The sequence below is a fragment of the Saccharopolyspora ipomoeae genome (assembly GCF_029952525.1).
Lineage (GTDB): Bacteria > Actinomycetota > Actinomycetes > Mycobacteriales > Pseudonocardiaceae > Saccharopolyspora > Saccharopolyspora ipomoeae.
The window spans coordinates 311,010-330,879 of record NZ_JASAOF010000003.1 but is presented as its reverse complement, the minus strand read 5'-3'; the positions used below and the strand labels follow the sequence as shown (position 1 = coordinate 330,879).

Below are 19,870 nucleotides of genomic sequence, written 5' to 3'. Positions count from 1 at the left end.
TCACTGATTTGACAGACGAATTTCCGCGATGACGGGCGAAAATGGCGCTTTCGGAGTAGTTCCGATTACGCATGTGAGCGAACTCGCGATCATCGTTACGTCATCGGTATGTGACGTGTGACACTTCTGGGTGGTCGTGGGGCTGTGCGCGACCGCCTCGGAGTCGATCGCTAATCTGCTCGGCATGGCAGCACGTCCACTGCACGAAACCGTCGAGTCCGGCTGGGCGGAGGCACTCGCGCCGGTCGCGGATCAGATCGCGGCGATGGGGGACTTCCTGCGCGCCGAGGTCGCTGAGGGCCGCACCTACCTGCCCGCCCCGGAGAACGTGCTGCGCGCGTTCCAGCAGCCGTTCCACGACGTGCGGGTGCTGATCGTGGGCCAGGACCCCTACCCGACGCCGGGGCACCCGGTCGGGCTCAGCTTCTCGGTCGCCCCGGGCGTCGCGCCGCCGCGCAGCCTGGTCAACATCTTCCGGGAGTACTGCGAGGATCTCGGCCACCCGAAGCCGTCCAGCGGCGACCTCACCCCGTGGACCGAGCGCGGCGTGCTGCTGCTCAACCGCTCCCTCACCGTCAGCCCCGGCAAGCCCGGCTCGCACCGCGGCAAGGGCTGGGAGCAGGTCACCGCCCAGGCCATCAAGGCCCTCGCCGCCCGGGAGGAGCCCCTGGTGGCGATCCTCTGGGGCCGCGACGCCCGAGACCTCCGGCCCCTGATGCCCGGCGTGGAGTGCGTCGAATCCCCGCACCCGAGCCCCATGTCAGCAGACCGAGGCTTCTTCGGGTCGAAGCCCTTCTCCAGGACCAACGAGATCTTGGAGAGCAAGGGCTGGGAGCCGATCGATTGGAAGTTGCCCTGATCTAGAGCAACTACTCTGTGGTCCCCGTGCTTGGCGGTGCGGGTAGCGGAACCTCAGACGCCTTCTGGCTCCGGGATCCGAGGCTTATGTATGCGCCGATACACGACACGTCGGCTGTCCTCCCCAGAAGACGTCTGAGAACCCGCGGCGGTGCGGGTTGCCAGGGTGGGGCAAGGAGGAACCGGCTTCGCCGGTTGCCTGACGAGCTCGTCCTTCCTGCCCTGAACAGCAGAAAACCCCGAGGCGCAACCACCTCGGGGCTCCCAGACTCAAAACCCTCAGCCGCGGACGATCTTGCCGGCCTTCATGCAGGACGTGCAGACGTTCATGCGCTTGCGCTGGGACAGACCGATCTTGGCGTGCACGGTCTGAATGTTCGGGTTCCACCGGCGCTTGGTCTTCCGGTGGGAGTGCGAGACCGAGTTGCCGAAGCCTGGTCCCTTGCCACAGACGTCGCAGACGGCAGCCACGTCAGACACCCCTTACTTTGCTTGACGGTTACAGCGATGAGAGCTCTGCAGTCGTGCCACGCCGAAGCGGAGAGGCACCTGCGGGAGCGCTTCCTGCTCACCGCCGTGCGGCGGCCTGAGCCCGGAGAACCCGGTCGCCCGGGGTCATCGCCACCCTGGGACCGGGTCAGTCTAGCCCACCGCCACCGGCTCCTTCCGAGGTGGGGGCCGATGTGCGGCGGAGCACCGCGAGCGCGCCGACTGCGGATAGTCTCGGTTCCAACCGATCGTAACGTGCGTGGGAGGTTCCCGGGTGTTGCGGACGCTGAACGCGGCGGCTGCCCGCCGCTGGGCGGACCTGGCCCTGTCGGCGTTGACCGCCGAGCGCGAGTCGATCGACCGCATCAACGTCTTCCCGGTCGCCGACGGCGACACCGGCACGAACCTGCTGCAGACGATGCGGGCGGCGGTGCTGACCTTGGACGAGTCCGCGCCGGACACGCTCGGCGGTGTGCTGGACGCGTTGGCGAAGGGCGCGCTGGGCGGGGCGTGCGGGAACTCCGGGATGCTGCTGTCGCAGGCGTTGCGGGGCGTGGCCGAGCAGCTGCGGGACGCGGTCACGGCCGACGGTCCGCTGTGGCGGGAGGCGTTGACGCGGGCGGAGCAGCTGGCTCGCCGCGCGGTCGCGGAACCGCAGGAGGGAACCGTGCTGTCGGTGCTGCGCGCGGCCGCGCACGGTGCCCGGGGCACCGACGAGCTGGCCGAGGTGGTGCGGGGTTCGACCCGGGCCGCGGTCGAGGCACTGGCCGCGACCCCGGCGCAGCTGCCGGTGCTGTCGGACGCGGGTGTGGTGGACGCGGGCGGTCGGGGCGTGGTGGTCCTGCTGGACGCGTTGAACGCGGTGGTCCGGGACGGCGAGTGGCTGGCTCCGAGCTCCCCGGTTCCGGCGGAGGCGGATCTGCTGGAGCACGAGTCGAGCTTCGACTACGAGGTCATGTACCTGCTGGCCGACACCGACGCGGGCTGCGCGGAGGCGCTGCGCGAGCGGCTGGGGGAGTTGGGCGACTGCGTTTCGGTCGTGGGTGACGGGTCCGGGTCGTGGGCGGTGCACGTGCACTGCGACGAGATCGGGGGAGCGATCGAGGCGGGCGTCGAGTCGGGCCGGGTGCACCGGATCAAGGTGACGCGCTTCGCCGATCAGCAGGAGGCCTACCCCCGCGACGTGGCGGTGCTGGCGTGCGTGCCCAGTGAGGCCCTGGGCGAGATCTTCGCCGCCGAGGGCGCGGACGTGCTGGTCGTGGAGTCGATGCCGGTCCCGGCCGAGTGGCGGGAGGCATTCACCGGCACCGGCGCGGGCCACGTGGTGGTGCTGCCCAACGACCTGGACACGGCTCTGGTGGTGGAGCGCGCGGTCACCGATCTGCCCAAGGGAGCGCCGGAGGTCGTGGTGGTGCCGACGGCCTCGCCGGTGCAGGGCCTGGCCGCGCTCGCGGTGCACGACGCGTACCGGCGTCGCGCCGACGACCAGGTCGCGATGGCCGAGGCCGCCGCGGCGACCCGGCGCGGGGAGCTCTACGTCGCCGACGTGGAGGCCCTGACGTGGGTGGGTCGCTGCCGTCCCGGCGACATCCTCGGTCTGATCGACGGCGAGGTCGTGCTCATCGGCGAGGACCTCGCGGTCACGGCCCAGGAGCTGCTGACCCGGATGCTGGCGCTCGGCGGCGAGCTGCTGACCGCCCTGGTGGGCGACAACACTCCCGCTGACCTGCCCGGGGAACTTTCCGCTCACCTCCGCCGCGCCCACCCCGAGGTGGAGATGGCCACCTACCCCGCGGGTGCCCTGGACGCCTTGCTGCTGATCGGCATCGAGTAGCCCGTTCTGCGAGGAAGGGAACCTTTCTGTCACGGCAGGAAGGTTCCCTCGTCTTCGTTCCAGGATGACATCGATGGTGCTAGTGTCATTAGCACCATGTTGCTCTCGTTGGATCTTGAGGACGAGCGGCCGCTGCACGAGCAGGCCGCCGACGCGATCCGGCGCGCCATCGCCGACGGGGAGGTCGAGCCGGGCGATCGGTTGCCGCCCGCGCGCGATCTCGCCGACGCGATGCGCGTCAACGCCAACACCGTGCTGCGCGCGCTGCGCGAGCTGCGGGCCGAAGGACTGCTGGAGTTCCGCCGCGGCCGCGGGGTGACGGTGCTGCGCAAGCCGGACCCGGAGGTGGCACTGCGGTCCCGGGCGCGCGAACTGCTCGCCGAAGCGCACCGCCACGGCTACACCGCCGCCGACCTCGTGCGGTGGATCGAGGAGGAATCGTGAACCACCGGAAGACGTTCCTGGTCGTCTCGCTGCTGTGGTCGGTGCTCGTGACGGTCGCCCTGATCACGCCGCTGGTGTTGCTGCGCGACCGGCTTCCGGATCCGATCGCCAGCCACTGGAGCTTCGACGGCGTCGCCGACGACTCCATCCCGCTGGCCCGGTTCCCGCTGGTCATGATGCCGGGCTGGCTGCTGCTGGCGGTGTTCGCGGTGATCGCCGGAACCGCCGGTGAGCGCCGCGTCCATCGAGCCGGCAGCGCCGCGGTACTGGGTGCCGGTGCCCTGTTCTTCGCGGGAATTCTGGGCTCGACGGTGTGGGTCAACCTCGACCACGTCGCCTGGCAGGACGTTCGTCTGCCGATGTGGCACCTGCTCCCGGTGCTGGGCGGGGCGGCGGTCGCCGCGTGGATCGGCTGGCTGCTCGGCAACCGGGGACCCGACGAGCCCGGCGCCGAACCCGAGGCGGCCGGCGAGCTCGACCTGGCACCCGGTCGGCGCGAGGTCTGGATCTCGCCGGTGTCCAGCCCGGTGCTCATCGCGGTCGGTGCGGCGACGATGCTCGTCGCGGTGGGACTGATCCTGCTGGTGAACCCGCCCGTCGGCGTACCGGTGCTGCTGATCGGGCTGCTGGTGGCGGCCCTGTCCTCGGCCCGGGTCCGGGTCGACGAGCGAGGCGTGCACGTCGCGTTCGGTCTGCAGCGCTACCCGGTCCGCCGCATCCGCCTCGACCAGATCCGCGTCGCGAGCGTCGCGAACCACCGCGCCCTGGAAGTCGGTGGCTGGGGCTACCGCGTCCTCCCCGCCACCACGGCGATCATGCTGCGCGGCGGCGAGTGCCTGGTCCTGCGCCTGACCTCCGGCCGCGACTTCGTCATCAGCGTCGACAAGCCCGAACGCGGAGCCGAACTGGTCAACGCCCTGCTCGCGGAGCGCTCGATGTGAGCACGGGAACCTTCCTGTCACGCCGGTGGGAGGAGGGGAGCTTTCCTGTCACCCGCGGAGGGGGCGTTCCTCTCACCTGGGGATGGGAACCTTTCTGTCGTCGTCCGCGCGTCGTCGCGGGTGGTGGGACGGGTCGTCGGGGTGTGCCGCTAATCTCGGTGCGAGTCGTCGAGGGAGCCAGCAGTGCGAATCCGGAGCCGGTACCTGTGGTTGATCACCGGCTGGACGCTGCTCGTGGCCGTGCTGATGCTCGCCGTGCCGATGGCGCTGCGGGCTCGGTTGCCCGAGCCGATCGCCGTCGAGTGGACCTCGACCGGGACGCCGGAGACGTCGAGTTCGCTGCGCGATTTCCTGGTCGGCAAGCTGGTGTGGTGGCTGGTGGTCGCCGCCGTGTGGGGTGCGCTGGTGCTGCGGGGTGTGCTGCGGACGCGTGCCACGGCGGTGGCGGGGGCCGTGATCGCGGTGTTCGGCTGGGTGATGCTGGGGACCGTGGTGCTGACGACGTGGGCCAACGTCGACGCGCCGGACTTCCGCGACGCCGGTGAGCTCTCCGGTGAGGGCTGGCTGCTGCTCGGGGCGCTGCCCATGGCGTGGGCGGGCTGGCGGTTCGGCGGCCGGGAGACCGCGGGCACCGCCGAGTAGCTCGCGGTGCCATCCGAGGACGCAGGCGGAGGACTTTCAGTGACCACATTGGACGCCAAGCTCGACCGGCTGTTGGGGGCCAAGACCGGTAAGGCGCTCGAATCCGCGCTGGGCCTGGTCACCGTCGGCGACCTGCTGCGGCACTACCCGCGCCGCTACGCCGAGCGCGGTGAGCTGACCGCGATCGCCGGGCTGGAGCTCGGCGAGCACGCGACCGTGCTGGCCAAGGTCGAGCGGGTCACCAAGCGGACCATGAAGTCCCGCCGCGGCACCATCGTCGAGGCCCGCATCACCGACGGGCACCGCTCGCTGTCGTGCACGTTCTTCAACCAGGCATGGCGGGAGCGGGAGCTCATCCCGGGCAAGCGCGGCATGTTCGCGGGCAAGGTGACCGCGTTCCGCGAGCAGCTGCAGCTGTCGCACCCCGAGTACCAGCTGTTCGACTCGGAGGCCACCGACGTGGGGGCGGCGGCCGAGGAGTTCGCGGCCGCGCTGCTGCCGGTCTACCCGTCGGCGCAGGGACTGCCGTCGTGGTCGATCGCCCGCTGCGTCGGTCAGGTCCTCGACGTCTGGGACGGCACCGATGACCCGCTGCCCACCGAGCTGCGCGAGCGCCTGGGCATGTCCTCGTTGGAGGACGCGCTCCGCAAGATCCACCGGCCGCAGAACTTCGGCGAGGTCGCCGCTGCGCAGGACCGGCTCAAGTGGGACGAGGCGCTGGCCGTGCAGCTGATCCTCGCCCAGCGCCGCAGCGCCATCGAGGAGCGCCCGGCGCCGGTGTGCGAGCGCCGCGACGACGGGGTGCGGGCGGCCTTCGACGAGCGGATGCCGTTCCAGCTCACCCGGGGGCAGCAGGAGATCGGCGAGCAGATCGCCGCAGACCTGGGCACCGCGCACCCGATGAACCGCCTGGTCCAGGGCGAGGTCGGCAGCGGCAAGACGATCGTGGCGCTGCGCGCGATGCTGCAGGTAGTCGACGCCGGTCGGCAGGCGGCGATGCTCGCGCCGACCGAGGTCCTGGCCGCCCAGCACGCGCGGTCGCTGCGCGAGCTGCTCGGCGAGCTGGCCATGGCCGGTGAGCTGGGCGGGGCGGAGAACGCGACCCGGGTGACGCTGCTGACCGGTTCGCTCAGCACCGCGCAGCGGCGCCAGGCGATGCTGGAGGCGGCCTCGGGCGAGGCCGGGATCGTGGTCGGCACGCACGCGTTGATCCAGGACAAGGTGTCCTTCGCCGATCTCGGGCTGGTGGTGGTCGACGAGCAGCACCGCTTCGGAGTCGAGCAGCGCGACGCGCTGCGGGCGCGCGGGGGCGACGAGACCGCGCCGCACGTGCTGGTGATGACGGCGACGCCGATCCCGCGAACGGTGGCGATGACGGTCTACGGCGATCTGGAGACCTCGGCGCTGCGCGAGCTCCCGCAAGGGCGTTCGCCGATCAGCACCAGCGTGGTCCCGGTGTCGGAGAAGCCGGCGTGGCTGGACCGCGCGTGGGCGCGGATCCACGAGGAGGTCGCCGCCGGGCACCAGGTGTACGTGGTGTGCCCGCGCATCGGCGACGACGAGGAGCCCTCGGGCAAGGGCAAGAAGTCGAAGAAGAAGTCCACTGTGGATGACGGTGACGGCGAGGAGCCGCCGCCGGACGACGACGGCGGGGAGCAGCGGCGCCCGCCGGTCGCGGTGATCGACGTGGCCGAGCAGCTGGCGGCGGGTCCGCTTTCGGGGCTGCGGCTGGGAATCCTGCACGGCAGGCTCGCGCCCGACGACAAGGACGCGGTGATGCGCTCGTTCGCCGCGGGCGAGCTGGACGTGCTGGTGGCGACCACGGTGATCGAGGTCGGCGTCAACGTCCCCAACGCGACCGTCATGGTGATCATGGACGCGGACCGGTTCGGCGTCTCGCAGCTGCACCAGCTGCGCGGCCGGGTCGGCCGGGGCAGCGCGCCGGGCCTGTGCCTGCTGGTCACCGAGGCGATGGGCGGCACCACCACGCGGGAGCGGCTGGACGCGGTCGCCTCCACGACGGACGGTTTCGAGCTGGCGCGGCTGGACCTGGAGCTGCGCCGCGAAGGCGACATCCTGGGTGCGGCCCAGTCCGGTCGCAAGTCCGGGTTGAAGATGCTGTCGCTGCTGCGGGACGAGGACGTGATCGCCCAGGCGCGTGACGAGGCGGACCGCGTGGTGGCGGTGGATCCGGAGTTGCGGGAGCATCCGGGACTGGCGCGGATGGTGGCCGAGGTGGTCGACGAGGAGCGCGCGGAGTACCTCGAAAAGTCGTGATCATCTTCCGAATCGGGTGAAAATCCCGGATGCTGGGCAGTTCTGGCGAGAACTGCCCGAATCTTGGAAAAGATCGACACCGGGCGATTGCGGCGAAAATCGTCGGCGAGTGGCCTCGCGGCGGCCTCCAAGCCTCGAATAGGTGAGCGAAAGTTCCGCCAGCGGAAAATTCGCATGATTTTCTTTCCGCTACAGCTTGTGCACAACCGGCGTTTGGGCTGGTCATAAGGGGTGTCGAGGTCTTCGTCACCTGACGGGTTCTCCCGTAACGGGGAATTTTCGCGGTAGTGTCTCCTGCACCGACCGACGCCTGTTATCCGAGGGAGCCGGCATGTTCCGCAAGGTGCTCGTCGCGAACCGCGGCGAGATTGCGATTCGCGCTTTTCGCGCCGCCTACGAGCTGGGGGCGGGGACCGTCGCGGTCTTCCCGCATGAAGACCGCAACTCGCTGCACCGGCTGAAAGCCGACGAGTCGTACGAGATCGGCGAACCCGGCCACCCGGTCCGGGCCTACCTCTCCGTCGACGAGATCATCAAGGCCGCGCGCCAGGCGGGCGCCGACGCGGTCTACCCGGGCTACGGCTTCCTCTCGGAGAACCCCGAGCTGGCCAAGGCCTGCCACGAAGCCGGCATCACCTTCGTCGGCCCGCGCCAGCAGATCCTCGAGATGACCGGCAACAAGGCCACCGCCGTCGCCGCCGCGCGCGAAGCCGGCGTCCCGGTGCTGGACTCCTCCGCGCCGTCCCGCGACCTCGACGAACTGCTCGCCGCGTCCGAGCAGATGACCTTCCCGGTCTTCGTCAAGGCCGTCGCCGGTGGTGGCGGTCGCGGCATGCGCCGCGTCGACGAGCCCCCCGCGCTGCGCGAGGCCCTCGAAGCCGCCATGCGCGAAGCCGAGTCCGCCTTCGGCGACCCGACCGTGTTCCTGGAGCAGGCCGTGGTCAACCCGCGGCACATCGAGGTGCAGATCCTCGCCGACGGGCACGGCAACGTCGTGCACCTCTTCGAGCGCGACTGCTCGGTGCAGCGGCGCCACCAGAAGGTCATCGAGATCGCCCCGGCCCCCAACCTCGACCCGCAGCTGCGGGAGCGGATCTGCGCCGACGCGGTCGCCTTCGCCCGCAAGATCGGCTACGTCAACGCCGGAACCGTCGAGTTCCTCGTCGACGAGCGCGGCAACCACGTGTTCATCGAGATGAACCCGCGCATCCAGGTCGAGCACACCGTGACCGAGGAGGTCACCGACGCCGACCTCGTGCAGTCGCAGCTGCGCATCGCGGCCGGTGAGACGCTGGAGGACCTGGGCATGACCCAGGACAAGATCCGGCTGCGCGGCGCCGCCCTGCAGTGCCGCATCACCACCGAGGACCCGGCCAACGGGTTCCGCCCCGACACCGGCATGATCAGCGCTTACCGCTCGCCCGGCGGAGCGGGCATCCGCCTCGACGGCGGCACCGCCTTCGCCGGCACCAGCATCAGCGCGCACTTCGACTCGATGCTGGTCAAGCTGTCCTGCCGTGGCCGGGACTTCCCGACCGCCGTCGGCCGCGCCCGCCGCGCCCTCGCCGAGTTCCGGATCCGCGGCGTCGCCACGAACATCCCGTTCCTGCAGGCGGTGCTCGACGACGACGACTTCGGCGCGGGCCGCGTCACCACCTCGTTCATCGGCGAGCGCCCGCACCTGCTCACCGCCCGGCACTCCGCCGACCGCGGCACGCGGATGCTCAGCTACCTCGCCGACGTCACGGTCAACCAGCCCAACGGTCCGCGCCCGAGCGCCGCCGACCCGAGCTTCAAGCTCCCCGAGGTCGACCTCACCGCCACGCCGCTGCCCGGCTCCAAGCAGAAGCTCACCGAGCTCGGCCCCGAGGGCTTCGCGCGGTGGATGCGCGAGGCCAACCAGGTCGGCGTCACCGACACCACCTTCCGCGACGCCCACCAGTCGCTGCTGGCCACCCGGGTGCGCAGCAAGGACCTGCTGGCCGTCGCGCCGCACGTGGCCCGGATGACCCCCGACCTGCTGTCGCTGGAGTGCTGGGGCGGGGCCACCTACGACGTCGCGCTGCGGTTCCTCGCCGAGGACCCGTGGGAGCGGCTGGCCAAGCTGCGCGAAGCCGTCCCCAACATCTGCCTGCAGATGCTGCTGCGCGGCCGCAACACCGTCGGCTACACGCCGTACCCGACGGAGGTCACCGAGCACTTCGTGCAGGAGGCCACCGACACCGGCATCGACATCTTCCGGATCTTCGACGCGCTCAACGACGTCGAGCAGATGCGCCCGGCCATCGAAGCCGTGCGCAACACCGGAAAGTCCGTGGCCGAGGTCGCGCTGTGCTACACCGCTGATCTGTCCAACCCGGACGAGAAGCTGTACACACTGGACTACTACCTGCGCCTCGCGGAGCAGATCGTCGAGGCCGGTGCGCACGTGCTGGCCATCAAGGACATGGCCGGACTGCTGCGCGCCCCCGCCGCGGAGAAGCTGGTCACCGCGCTGCGCAAGGAGTTCGACCTGCCGGTGCACCTGCACACCCACGACACCGCGGGCGGGCAGCTGGCCACCTACACGGCCGCCATCCGGTCCGGTGTGGACGCCGTGGACGCGGCGACCGCGTCGATGGCGGGCACCACCTCGCAGCCCGCGCTGTCCTCGCTGGTGGCCGCGACCGACTACACCGAGCGCACCACCGGCCTGGACCTGCAGTCGGTGTGCGACCTGGAGCCCTACTGGGAATCGGTCCGCAAGATCTACCAGCCCTTCGAGGCCGGCCTGGCCTCGCCGACCGGCCGCGTCTACTCGCACGAGATCCCCGGCGGTCAGCTGTCCAACCTGCGCACCCAGGCGGTGGCGCTCGGCCTCGGCGACAAGTTCGAGGAGATCGAGGCCATGTACGCCGCCGCGGACCGCATCCTCGGTCGGCTGGTCAAGGTCACCCCGTCCTCGAAGGTCGTCGGTGACCTGGCGCTGCACCTGGTCGGTGCGGGCGTCGACCCGTCCGACTTCGAGGCCGAGCCGCGCAAGTTCGACATCCCCGACTCGGTGATCGGGTTCCTGCAGGGCGAGCTGGGCGACCCGCCCGCCGGGTGGCCGGAGCCGTTCCGCACCCGCGCGCTGGAAGGCCGCACCAGCACCCGCAAGATCGCGGAACTGTCCACCGAGGACCGCGACGGGCTGGTCAACGACCGGCGCAACACGCTCAACCGGCTGATGTTCGCCAAGCCCACCAAGGAGTTCCAGGACCACCGCGACGCCTACGGCGACACCTCGCTGCTGCGCAGCAAGGACTTCTTCTACGGCCTCAAGCCGGGGGAGGAGTACTCGGTGGACCTGGAGCCCGGCGTGCGGCTGCTCATCGGGCTGGAGGCCATCAGCGAACCCGACGAGCGCGGCATGCGCACCGTCATGGCGGTGCTCAACGGGCAGCTGCGGCCGATCCAGGTCCGCGACCGCTCGGTGGCCACCGACCTGCCGGTCGCCGAGAAGGCGGACCGCGGCAACCCGGGTCACGTGCCCGCCCCGTTCGCGGGCGTGGTCACGCTGGCCGTCGCCGAGGGCGACGCCGTCGAGTCGGGTCAGACCGTCGCCACGATCGAGGCCATGAAGATGGAGGCCGCGATCACCGCCCCGCAGAGCGGCCAGGTCAAGCGCCTCGCCATCGGTGCGGTGCAGCAGGTCGAGGGCGGAGACCTCATCATCGAACTCGGCTGATCCCGGGGTGGGGGACGATCCAGGAGAAAGCCCCCCACCGCACAACCTGAGCCGGACCCCGGAACGGGCCGCTCCCTCCCCCGAGGGAGCGGCCCGCTTCTTGTGCCTGAACGCTTCTCAGCCCCTCAGCGCCCCAGGCAACACCGATTGCCCTTCGTCGGCCCGGTGTTCGTGCGGATCGGCGGTCAGTAACCCGCCTCGGCCCAGGACGCGAGGATCTCGGTGACCTGCTCCCGCTGCTGCGGCGACAGGTCACCAGCCGGTGGCCGCACCGTCGCCCCGCACAGGCCCTGCTGGGCCAGCGCCTCCTTGACCACCGCGACGTTGCGGGCCGTGGCGTCCTCGGCGCGCAGCTCCTCGAACGGCGCGATCAACGCCCACAGCCGCCGGACCTCCCCCTGGTCGCCGGAGCGCAGCGCGGCCAGGTAGTCCAGCGACAACCTCGGTGCGACGTTGACACCGCCCGAGGTGAACCCGGCCGCGCCCAGCGGCCAGAACGACGGCGCCCAGCGCTCGGCCAGCCCGCACGACCAGGCCACCCGGTCCGTGCCCAGCGACGCGCAGATCTCGCCGAAGCGCAGCGGATCGGGCACCGCGTACTTGATGCCGACCACGTTCGGGCAGGCGTCGAACAGCGAGCCCAGCGCGTCGGAGCCGATCCGGGTGTCCTTGACGTAGAGCACGAACCCGAGCCCGGGCGCGGACTGGGCGATCTCCCGGTTGTAGGCGACCCACCCGGCCACCGACTGGTGCGGGTGCACCGGCTGGTGCAGCATCGCCAGCGGCGCCCCGAGCTGCTGCACCGCCACCGCCATGTCCTTGGCGGTGCCGACGTCGTAGCCGACACCCGGCATCACCACCGACGCGCCCGCCGCGGCCGCGGTGACCTCGTTGGCCCGCTGCCACTCGGTGCGGGACAGCGCGTAGAACTCGCTGGTGTTGCCGTTGGGCGTGATCACCTGCACCCCGGCCTCACCCATCCGCGCCACGATCGCCTCGTAGCCGGACCAGTCCGGGGCGCCCGCCCCGTCGAACGGGGTCACGGTGATCGCGGTGACCCCGCGCAGCGCGTCGACGCTGGTCGCCATCGTCGTCTCCGCTCGTCTCAGTGGCTGGTCGTCTCGGTTGTCTGGTCGTCTCAGTGGATGGCCGGTTCGGGCGCCCCGCCGGAGCCTTCGAGGAAGTCGAAGTCGCAGCCCCGGTCGGCCTGGGTGATGTGCTGGGCGAACAACTTCCCGTAGCCGCGCGCGAAGACCGGTTCCGGTGGCGTCCACTCCGCGCGCCTGCGCTCCAGCTCCGCCTCGTCGACGCGCAGGTCCAGCCTCCGGCCGTCGACGTCGAGCTCGACGACGTCGCCGTCGCGCACCAGCGCCAACGGGCCTCCCGCGAACGACTCCGGAGCCACGTGCAGCACGCAGGTGCCGTAGCTGGTGCCGCTCATCCGCGCGTCGGAGATCCGCACCATGTCGGTGACGCCCTCGCGCAGCAGCTTCTTCGGGATCGGCAGCATGCCCCACTCCGGCATGCCCGGGCCGCCCAGCGGGCCCGCGCCGCGCAGGATCAGCACCGAGCTCGCGTCGACGTCGAGGTCGTCGGCGTCGACGCGAGCCTCCATGTCCTCGTAGGAGTCGAACACCACCGCCCGGCCCCGGTGCCGCAGCAGCTCGGGGCTGGCCGCGCTGGTCTTGATCACGCAGCCGTCGGGTGCCAGCGACCCGCGCAGCACGGCCAGCCCGCCCTGCTCGGACAGGGGGTCGTCGCGGCGGCGGATCACGTCGGCGTCGTGGACCTCCGCGCCGTCGAGGTCCTCGCCCAGCGCGCGGCCGGTGACCGTGATCGCGTCGCGGTGCAGCAGCTCGCCGAGCTCGGCCATCAACCCGCGCAGCCCGCCCGCGTCGTGGAAGTCCTCCATCAGGTAGTCGCCCGACGGGCGGATGTTGGCCAGCGCCGGGACCTTCCGGGACAGCTCGTCGAAGACCTCCAGCGGCAGCTCGACCTCCGCGCGGCCGGCCATCGCGACCAGGTGGATGACCGCGTTCGTGGAACCGCCCATCGCCATCACCACCGCGACGGCGTTCTCGAACGCCTCCCGGGTGAGGAACTCGCGCGGCCGGAAGTCCTCCCAGACCAGATCGACGATCCGGCGCCCGGTGGCCACGGCCAGCTGCGGGTGGTGCGAGAACGCCGCCGGGATCGAGGACCCGCCGGTCAGCGTCAGCCCCAGGGCCTCGGCCGCGGCCGTCATCGTCGAGGCCGTGCCCATCGTCATGCAGTGACCGGAGGAGCGGGCGATGCCGTCCTCGATCTCGCCCCACTCCCGCTCGCCGAGGGTGCCCGCGCGCCGCTGCGCCCAGTACTTCCAGGTGTCCGAACCGCTGCCCAGCGTCACGCCCTTCCAGCGCCCCTTGAGCATCGGCCCGGCAGGCAGGAAGATCGACGGCACGTCCGCGCTGGTCGCGCCCATGATCAGGCCCGGTGTGGTCTTGTCGCAGCCGCCCATGAGCACGCAGCCGTCGACCGGGTAGGAGCGCAGCAGCTCCTCGGTCTCCATCGCGAGCATGTTCCGGTAGAGCATCGTCGTCGGCTTCTGGAACGGCTCCGACAGCGACATCGCGGGCAGCTCCAGCGGGAACCCGCCCGCCTGCAGGACGCCGCGCTTGACGTCCTCGGCCCGCTCCCGGAAGTGCCGGTGGCACGGGTTGATCTCGCTCCAGGTGTTGACGATGCCGATCACCGGCTTGCCCGAGTAGTCCTCGGCGTCGTAGCCCATCTGCTTGGCGCGGGACTTGTGCCCGAAGGAGCGCATGGTGTCCACGCCGAACCAGCGGTGACTGCGCAGCTGCTCGGCGGTGAGCCTGGGACGGGACATGGCCGCGAACTCCCTTCCGGAGTCTGGAACCTCGCTGTTCGCAGGGCTTGGCTGGAGATCGTCCGGGACGCCCCCTTGCCAGTCCGGTATATGATATCTCAGACGTCCGACGATGCGAAGGGCCGAAGATGGTGGACAGCTCGATCCAGGCTTCCGATCCGCTGCCGGAGCGCACCCTGCGCGCCCTGCGCTACGCCAGCACGGCGACCATCACCACGCAGCTGCTCTCCCGGGGCCTGCGCAACCAGCTCGTGCAGGGCTTGCGGGCCCTCAACCCCGAGCAGTCCCGCATGGTCGGCGTCGCCTTCACCCTGCGCTACATCCCGGCGCGCGAGGACGTCGACGTGCTCGCGGTGTTCCAGGACTACGACCACCCGCAGCGCAAGGCCGTGGAATCGGTGAACCCCGGCGAGGTCCTGGTCATCGACTCGCGCGGGCAGCAGCGCGCCGCCTCGCTCGGCCACATCCTGGCGACCCGGCTGCTGCACCGGGGGTGCGCGGGCGTGGTCACCGACGGCTCGGTGCGCGACTCGGACGGCTTCGCCGAGCTGGCGATGCCGACCTTCGCGCGCAACCCCTCGGCCAACACCAACCTGATCCAGCACCACGCCGTGGACGCGCAGGTGCCGATCGGGTGCGGTGAGGTCGCCGTCTACCCGGGCGACGTGCTGGTCGGCGACCACGACGGCGTCGTGGTCATCCCGCGTCACCTGGCCGACGAGGTCGCCGAAGCCGCTGCCGCGCAAGAGCACCTCGAGGAGTTCGTGCTCTCCAAAGTGGACTCCGGCCTGCCGCTTCGCGGCACGTACCCGCCGGACGAGTCCACCCGGGCCGAGTACGAGCGGTGGGCGGCCGAGAATCCCTGGCATTAGCGCTCTTTCTTCTCATCGTCGGATGTTGGGAGTCATGTGGTGCGGGTTTCCGTCGAGGCAGTGCGCGAACTGATCACCCAGGTCCTCACCGCGTGGGGCATGGACCACGACCTGGCCGTCATCACGGCCGAGGTGATGGCCGAGACCGACCTGGCGGGCATCGACTCGCACGGAGCGTCGATGCTGATGACCTACGAGAACTTCCGATCCGAAGGTCGGATCGACCTGCGCGCCAGACCCGCCGTGGTGCGCGAGAACGCCGCGTCGGCACTGGTCGACGCCCGCGGCGGCATCGGTCACCCGGCGAGCGAGTTCGCCATGCGCAGGGCCATCGACAAGGCGAAGACCGGCACCGTCGGCGTGGTCTCGGTGGTCAACTCGCACCACTTCGGCGCCGCCGGCCACTACGCCGAGATGGCCGCGCGCCAGGGACTGATCGGCCTGGTCACCAGCTCGGCGAACCTGCCCGCCTCGCCACCGACCGGATCGGTGGTGCCGATGCTGGCCACCAACCCGATCGCCTTCGCCGCTCCCGCTCTGCGCAACCCGCACTTCCTGCTCGACATCGCCACCACCACCGCGGCCGTGAACAAGGTCAAGGTCTACGACTTCCACGACGAACCCCTCCCCGAGGGCTGGGTGGTCGACGCCGCCAACCGGCCCGTGACCGACGCCCACGAGGCGCTGGGCATCCTGCGCCACGACGACATCGGCGGGCTGACCCCGCTCGGCGGCACACCGGAGATGGGCTCGCACAAGGGGTACGGGCTGAGCATGATGGCCCACGTCCTGGCCGCGACGCTGTGCGGCGGGACGTTCCCGGCGAGCCGGGAACCCGGGGAACCGCACAACATCGGGCACTTCTTCCTCGCCCTCGACCCGAGCGGGTTCCGCCCGCCCGGCGAGTTCGAGGCCGACCTCGACGACGCCGTCGACCAGCTCCACGCCGCACCACCGCTCAAGGAGGACGAACCCGTTCTGGTGGCGGGAGATCCGCAGGCCGCCGCTCGACGAGAGCGGTCCCGGAACGGGATTCCGCTACCGGACGCGCTCGTCGAGCAGCTGCGCGGTGTCGCCGAGCGCGCCGGCGTGCGGTCAGCTCTCTAGGAAGTCGCCCCGCTCTCCAGGAAGTCACCCAGCCTCGCCTCGGCGGTGAGCACGTCGGGGTCGGTGCGGACGTCGAGCACGCATGGTCGCCGCTCGGCCAGCGCCGCGCTGATCGCCGGTTCCAGCTGCTCGCGGGTGTCGACGGTGTGCCCGGCCGCCCCGAGGCTCCGCGCCCACCCGGCGAAGTCCACGGCGCCGATGTCCACCGCCGACATCGGTCGGTTGCTCTTGACCTGGTGCAGCGCGATCGTGCCGTACAGGCCGTTCTGGAACACCACGACGACGATCGGGGCCTCGTGCCGAACCGCGGTCTCGATCTCCTGGCCGGTCATCAGCGCGCCGCCGTCGCCGACCATCGCGATCACCGCGCGCCGGGGTTCGAGGAGCTGGGCGGCCACCGCAGCGGGGACCGCGTAGCCCATCGCCCCGTTGCACGGGCCGAGCTGGGTGCGCGGCTCGGTGAAGCACCAGTAGCGGTGCGCGAACCCGGAGAAGTTGCCCGCGTCGTTGGTGACCACCGCGTCGCGCGGCGCGAGCCGGCGAAGCGCGCGCACCACCTCCGTCGGGTGCAGGGGAGAGCCGGGGGCGAACTCCGGTGCGGTCGTGAACTCCCGGACCGCCTCGTGCGCGACCGACCAGTCCCGCCGCCGCGCCGGGGTCTTCGCGCGCAGCTCGGCGAGCGCTGACGACGGCAGCGCGAGGTGCTCCTGCTCGGGCAGCGGGAAGCGGAATCCCTGGCTGGTCACCTCGTCGAGCCGCATCCCGACGGTGAGCACGACGTCGGCGTCCTCCAGGGCCTTGAGCTGCGCGTCGGGTACCGACAGCCCGAGGTGCCCGGCGAACTGCGGGTGGTCCTCCGGGAAGGAGTCCTGCCGCCGGAAACCGGTGTAGACGGCGAGGCCGAGCGCTTCGGCGGTGGCGACGAGCTCGCGGTGGCTCTCCGGGTCGCGAGCACCGGTGATCACCACGGGACTGCGCGCGGCGCCGAGCCTTTCGGTCACTCCGGCGACGTCGGGTTCCGGATCCGCGGCGCGTTCGGGCACCGGGAGCGGGCCGGGGAAGGGCTCGTCCCAGAAGTCGCTCGGCACCGCCACCACCGCAGGTCCCGGACGTGGTCCGGTGGCTCGCGCGAGCGCCTCCGCGACCGCCCCCGGCACCTCGGCGGCCGTGGCGGGCTGGGTGGCGTAGGTGGCCAGCGGTGCGTACATCGCGGCGAGGTCGACCTCCTGGAAGCTCTCGCGACCCAGCTTGGTCGAGGGGACCTGGCCGAGCAGCACCACCATCGGGGTGCCGTCCTGCTGCGCCGTGTGCACGCCGATGGACAGGTTCGTCGCGCCCGGGCCCCGGCTGGCCATCGCCACCGCTGGAACGCCGCGCAGCTTGCCGCACGCCTCGGCCATGAAGGACGCGCCGCTCTCGTGCCGCGTCGACACCAAGGTCAGCTCCGGGGCTTCGGCGAACGCGTCGAGCAGGCCCAAGAACGACTCGCCGGGCACGGTGAAGCCGTGTTCGACCCCCGCGTCGGCGAGCACGCGGGCGACGGCCTGAGCGACTGTGCGCATGGTTCCCTCGCAATGTCCGGTTCGATTCTGAGATATCATACACCAGCGGGCCGAGGAGGAGTGGAATCAGCAGGTCGCCCGGGTGTGTTGGGAGGCGGTGATATATCATCGGTGATGTGACACAGCTGGCCAGCGATTCCTCCGGACTGCGTCCCCTCAGCGGGCCCGCCAGCCGCACCGACCTGGTCGCGGACTCCATCCGCACCGCGATCCTGGCCGGCGAGCTGCGCCCCGGGGAGACGCTGGTCGAGCGGCGCCTGTCGGAACTGCTCGGCGTGTCGAAGACGCCGGTGCGCGAGGCGCTCATCGGCATGGCCCACACCGGCCTGGTCACCGTCGTGCCCAACAAGGGGATCACCGTCCGCACGCTCTCGCTGGAGGACGTCCGCAAGGTCTACGAGGTCCGCAGGCTGCTCGAACCGTGGGCCGCCCGGATGACCACCACCGCCGGTGCCGCCGACGTCGTGCACCGCGCGCAGGACGCGCTCAACGAGGCCGCCGGGCTGCTCAGCGCGGGCAACAACCACGACCTGAGCATGGCCAACCGCCGGTTCCACCGGGCGCTCTACGCGGGCTGCGGCAACGCCCTGGTCATCGACCAGCTCGACGACCTGCAGGACCTCACCGCCCTCGGCGTGGTCAACCTGCTGTGGGACCGCTGGCCCACCTGGCGGGAGGAGTTCGTCGAGCACGCGGAGATCCTCGCGGCCGTCAACGACGGCAACGCCGACGAGGCCGAACGGCTGGTGAGCGAGCACATCCAGCGCTCGCTCACCAACCTCGAAGCCGCCGAGAAGTCCGAGTCCTGATCAGCCGAACATCGGCCGCTGCTCGTCCAAGGGCTTGACCTGCACCACGAACGCGTAGAAGAACGCGCCCAGCACGCACATCGCGCCCGCGAAGACCAGCGGCCACACGTAGGCGAACTGCCCGGTTCCCAGCAGGAATCCGATCACGATCGGCCCGATGATGCCGCCCAGCTGCGACCCGAAGTTCTGCACGCCGGTCAGCGAGGCCACGTTGCGCGGCGTCGGCGCCACGTCCGCCGGCAGCGACAGCAGCGCTCCCGTGGACACCGCCGCGCTGCAGTAGGAGACGGTCAGGAACACCAGCGCCCACACGGGGTTCGGCGCGATCGAGGCCAACGCGATCGTGGAGGCCCCGAGCATGCCGATGACCAACGGGATCTTGCGCGCCATCGCCAGCGGGGTGCCGCGCCGCACGAGCCAGTCGGAGAACAGCCCGCCGAGCCAGTTCGCCACCATCGCCGCCAAACCGGGGATGGCGCCGAACAATCCGAGCTCCAGCAGCGAGAAACCCTGCTGGTCGACCAGGAAATCCGGGTACCACGTGATGAAGAAGTAGATGATCACACCGCGACAGGTGTAGCCCGCGACCAGCGCCCAGGTGGTGGAGTAGCGGAACAGGTCGCGCCACTTCATCGGTTCCTTGCCGCCCTCCTCGAGCTCCTTCTCCTCGGTGCGGCCACCGCCCTGCTCGATGTAGTCGATCTCGGCCCGGTTGGCCCAGCGCTGCTTGCGCGGCGAGCGGTAGACCAGCAGCCACACCGCGACCCAGACCAGCCCGAGCGCACCGGTGACCACGAAGGAGCCGCGCCAGCCGACGAGCGCGATCAGCAACGTCACCAGCGGCACCGACAGCGCGCTGCCGAACTCCGAACCGGTGTCGAAGATCGAGGACGCGAAGGCCCGCTCCTTGCGCGGGAACCACTCCGAGACCACGCGGGCGTTGGCCGACTGCACGGGTGCCTCGCCGACGCCCAGCGCCAGCCTGCACCCGATCACCCCGGCGAACCCCCTGGTCAACGCGGTCGCCGCGGTGCCGATCGACCACCACACCACCGCGATCGCGTAGAGCACGCGCGGTCCGTAGCGGTCCACCAGCCAGCCGCCGGGCAGCTGGAAGATCGCGTAGGTCCAGAAGAAGGACGACAGCATGATTCCCTTGAGCTCGTCGGAGAACTGGAGCTCCTGCTGCATGGAATCGCTGGCGACGCTGAGGTTCGCCCGGTCGATGTAGGCGATGGCCGTCGCCAGGGCGACGAGGACGACCATCAACCAGCGGATCTGGGAACGCTTGCCCGCGGACCGCTTCTCCTCCACGCCGGAAGCGGTGGGAACGGGTTCGTGCATGCAACCACCCCGTCGTGCCGCATGATATCTGATATTCCAAAGTAGGTGGCCGCATCGTGCGCGGTCAACGGGGTGGCGGCTTCGAGCCGGTGGGAACCGACTCGAAGCCGACG

At 70.9% G+C, this 19,870-nt stretch carries 15 protein-coding genes; 10 read left to right on the top strand and 5 right to left on the bottom strand.

Going from position 1 to position 19,870, the window contains the following annotated elements; all coding sequences use genetic code 11:
• Window positions 1-184 precede the first annotated feature (184 nt).
• Window positions 185-859 carry a uracil-DNA glycosylase gene (locus QFW96_RS08140; protein WP_281454937.1) on the top strand — a complete coding sequence of 225 codons (675 nt, stop codon included), beginning with the start codon at window positions 185-187 and terminating at the stop codon, window positions 857-859.
• A gap of 278 nt (window positions 860-1,137) precedes the next feature.
• Here QFW96_RS08140 and rpmB read toward each other — a convergent pair whose 3' ends face one another.
• Window positions 1,138-1,329, bottom strand: a complete 192-nt coding sequence (gene rpmB, locus QFW96_RS08135; RefSeq protein WP_281454936.1) for a 50S ribosomal protein L28 — start codon at window positions 1,327-1,329, stop codon at window positions 1,138-1,140.
• A 292-nt stretch (window positions 1,330-1,621) separates the two neighbouring features.
• On the opposite strand from rpmB, the gene QFW96_RS08130 reads away from it, so the two are divergent.
• From QFW96_RS08130 to QFW96_RS08105, 6 genes are all read left to right on the top strand, one after another.
• A complete protein-coding gene (locus QFW96_RS08130) occupies window positions 1,622-3,181 on the top strand; it encodes a DAK2 domain-containing protein (protein ID WP_281454935.1) in 1,560 nt (519 codons plus the stop codon).
• Between the two features lie 96 nt (window positions 3,182-3,277).
• Window positions 3,278-3,625, top strand: a complete 348-nt coding sequence (locus QFW96_RS08125) for a GntR family transcriptional regulator (protein ID WP_281454934.1) — start codon at window positions 3,278-3,280, stop codon at window positions 3,623-3,625.
• Window positions 3,622-4,566 carry a DUF1648 domain-containing protein gene (locus QFW96_RS08120; protein ID WP_281454933.1) on the top strand — a complete coding sequence of 315 codons (945 nt, stop codon included), beginning with the start codon at window positions 3,622-3,624 and terminating at the stop codon, window positions 4,564-4,566. Before QFW96_RS08125 ends, QFW96_RS08120 begins: the two co-directional genes overlap by 4 nt.
• A gap of 183 nt (window positions 4,567-4,749) precedes the next feature.
• Window positions 4,750-5,208, top strand: coding sequence for a hypothetical protein (locus QFW96_RS08115; protein ID WP_281454932.1), 459 nt, complete (start codon window positions 4,750-4,752; stop codon window positions 5,206-5,208).
• A gap of 39 nt (window positions 5,209-5,247) precedes the next feature.
• The gene (recG, locus tag QFW96_RS08110) at window positions 5,248-7,485 is read left to right on the top strand and encodes an ATP-dependent DNA helicase RecG (RefSeq protein ID WP_281454931.1); all 2,238 of its coding nucleotides are present in this window, start codon (window positions 5,248-5,250) and stop codon (window positions 7,483-7,485) included.
• A 331-nt stretch (window positions 7,486-7,816) separates the two neighbouring features.
• On the top strand, window positions 7,817-11,194 hold the full coding sequence (locus QFW96_RS08105; RefSeq protein WP_281454930.1) for a pyruvate carboxylase: 3,378 nt from the start codon (window positions 7,817-7,819) through the stop codon (window positions 11,192-11,194).
• A gap of 185 nt (window positions 11,195-11,379) precedes the next feature.
• On the opposite strand, the gene QFW96_RS08100 is transcribed toward QFW96_RS08105, so the two are convergent.
• Together QFW96_RS08100 and araD are read right to left on the bottom strand one after the other, a co-directional pair.
• A complete protein-coding gene (locus QFW96_RS08100; RefSeq protein WP_281454929.1) occupies window positions 11,380-12,282 on the bottom strand; it encodes a dihydrodipicolinate synthase family protein in 903 nt (300 codons plus the stop codon).
• A gap of 50 nt (window positions 12,283-12,332) precedes the next feature.
• On the bottom strand, window positions 12,333-14,063 hold the full coding sequence (araD, locus tag QFW96_RS08095; protein ID WP_281454928.1) for an L-arabinonate dehydratase: 1,731 nt from the start codon (window positions 14,061-14,063) through the stop codon (window positions 12,333-12,335).
• Between the two features lie 128 nt (window positions 14,064-14,191).
• Here araD and QFW96_RS08090 point away from each other — a divergent pair, with 128 nt between their 5' ends.
• Both QFW96_RS08090 and QFW96_RS08085 read left to right on the top strand, forming a co-directional pair.
• Window positions 14,192-14,935, top strand: coding sequence for a ribonuclease activity regulator RraA (locus QFW96_RS08090; RefSeq protein WP_281454927.1), 744 nt, complete (start codon window positions 14,192-14,194; stop codon window positions 14,933-14,935).
• Window positions 14,936-14,971: 36 nt separating this feature from the next.
• Window positions 14,972-16,042 carry an Ldh family oxidoreductase gene (locus tag QFW96_RS08085; protein ID WP_343231364.1) on the top strand — a complete coding sequence of 357 codons (1,071 nt, stop codon included), beginning with the start codon at window positions 14,972-14,974 and terminating at the stop codon, window positions 16,040-16,042.
• Here the strand turns inward: QFW96_RS08085 and QFW96_RS08080 are convergent.
• On the bottom strand, window positions 16,039-17,604 hold the full coding sequence (locus QFW96_RS08080; RefSeq protein ID WP_281454925.1) for a thiamine pyrophosphate-binding protein: 1,566 nt from the start codon (window positions 17,602-17,604) through the stop codon (window positions 16,039-16,041). The genes QFW96_RS08085 and QFW96_RS08080 overlap by 4 nt on opposite strands.
• Window positions 17,605-17,720: 116 nt before the next feature.
• Here QFW96_RS08080 and QFW96_RS08075 point away from each other — a divergent pair, with 116 nt between their 5' ends.
• Window positions 17,721-18,413, top strand: a complete 693-nt coding sequence (locus tag QFW96_RS08075; RefSeq protein ID WP_281454924.1) for a GntR family transcriptional regulator — start codon at window positions 17,721-17,723, stop codon at window positions 18,411-18,413.
• Here QFW96_RS08075 and QFW96_RS08070 read toward each other — a convergent pair whose 3' ends face one another.
• A complete protein-coding gene (locus tag QFW96_RS08070) occupies window positions 18,414-19,757 on the bottom strand; it encodes an MFS transporter (protein ID WP_281454923.1) in 1,344 nt (447 codons plus the stop codon).
• Between the last annotated feature and the right edge of the window lie 113 nt (window positions 19,758-19,870).

Coding starts and splice junctions, on each gene's coding strand:
- QFW96_RS08140 (WP_281454937.1), top strand. CDS start 185: ATGGCAGCACGTCCACTGCACGAAACCGTCGAGTCCGGCTGGGCGGAG.
- QFW96_RS08125 (WP_281454934.1), top strand. CDS start 3,278: ATGTTGCTCTCGTTGGATCTTGAGGACGAGCGGCCGCTGCACGAGCAG.
- QFW96_RS08105 (WP_281454930.1), top strand. CDS start 7,817: ATGTTCCGCAAGGTGCTCGTCGCGAACCGCGGCGAGATTGCGATTCGC.
- QFW96_RS08100 (WP_281454929.1), bottom strand. CDS start 12,282: ATGGCGACCAGCGTCGACGCGCTGCGCGGGGTCACCGCGATCACCGTG.
- araD (WP_281454928.1), bottom strand. CDS start 14,063: ATGTCCCGTCCCAGGCTCACCGCCGAGCAGCTGCGCAGTCACCGCTGG.
- QFW96_RS08090 (WP_281454927.1), top strand. CDS start 14,192: ATGGTGGACAGCTCGATCCAGGCTTCCGATCCGCTGCCGGAGCGCACC.
- QFW96_RS08080 (WP_281454925.1), bottom strand. CDS start 17,604: ATGCGCACAGTCGCTCAGGCCGTCGCCCGCGTGCTCGCCGACGCGGGG.
- QFW96_RS08070 (WP_281454923.1), bottom strand. CDS start 19,757: ATGCACGAACCCGTTCCCACCGCTTCCGGCGTGGAGGAGAAGCGGTCC.